The following is a 1,114-nucleotide window of genomic DNA, read 5'->3' as shown; positions in this document are numbered from 1 at the left end:
CGGTCTCTCAGGAGTATTTAGCCTTGCCAGATGGTGCTGGCGGATTCCCACAGGATTTCTCCGGTCCCGCGGTACTCAGGATACCACTATGCCTGTATTCTTTGCCTGTACGGGGCTCTCACCCTTGTCGCGCAGTTTCCCACCTGCTTCCAGTTCATAGCACAGTACAATATCGTGGTCCTACAACCCCGGCCATGCCGTGACATGACCGGTTTGGGCTCTTTCCCGTTCGCTCGCCACTACTTGGGAAATCATTGTTATTTTCTCCTCCTACGCCTACTTAGATGTTTCAGTTCAGCGCGTTCGCCTCAATTGATGGCATGTCTTCAACATGCCGGGTTGCCCCATTCGGAAATCCACGGATCGATTCGCATTTGCCGATCCCCGTGGCTTATCGCAGCTTATCACGTCCTTCATCGCCTCTGAGAGCCTAGGCATCCCCCGTGTGCCCTTGTTTACTTTCTTCACGCTACCACCCCTTTTGCAAAGTGGTAGGTTGCTTTTTGGATCCATGCCCCGAAAGGGACACTTCTCCTCTGTTGTCTTCTCTTGTTAATCTCTTTTCTTCCAATATGTCAAAGAACTCTTTGTTCAGATGTGAGTATAGAGATGTGGGATATGAGATATAAAATCCCTTAACCTACATAGCTCCGCGTGACCCTCTGGCATGGACCGGCATTGCACCGTCCCATATCTCAGATCTCACTTCTCATATCTAACCTGTGGAGAATAACGGATTCGAACCGTTGACCCCCTGCGTGCAAGGCAGGTGCTCTAGCCAGCTGAGCTAATCCCCCGTGTGATGGTAGTCCCGAGCAGATTTGAACTGCTGACCCCTACATTATCAGTGTAGTGCTCTAACCAACTGAGCTACGGGACTAGCTTATCTTTCATCTCTCTCTCGGTGTCACCGTTTGTCGGAAGCTTTTTGCAGATCGTCACTATCTAGGTTCTAGATACTAAATACTCACTACTAAATACTCCCCACAGGGCGGGCACTTTCTTCTGAATGTCTTTTTTTTCTGTATAGATCATGTATGTGGCGCAGCTCCCCCGGAGCGGGCTCTAGAAAGGAGGTATTCCAGCCGCACCTTCCGGTACGGCTACCTTGTTA

2 tRNA genes and 1 rRNA gene are annotated in these 1,114 nt (G+C 50.3%); all 3 read right to left on the bottom strand.

The window, feature by feature from the left end:
• Nucleotides 1-465: ribosomal RNA gene (locus tag ACWIB3_RS18590) — 23S ribosomal RNA — on the bottom strand; the annotation flags it as partial.
• A 258-nt stretch (nucleotides 466-723) separates the two neighbouring features.
• A tRNA-Ala gene (locus ACWIB3_RS18585) sits at nucleotides 724-797 on the bottom strand.
• A 6-nt stretch (nucleotides 798-803) separates the two neighbouring features.
• Nucleotides 804-880: transfer RNA gene (locus tag ACWIB3_RS18580), tRNA-Ile, on the bottom strand.
• Nucleotides 881-1,114: the final 234 nt, after the last annotated feature.

The organism is Sphingobacterium sp. NPDC055431 (genome assembly GCF_053644255.1).
The sequence above is the reverse complement of the archived record's forward strand: the minus strand, read 5'-3'. Positions and strand labels throughout refer to the sequence as shown.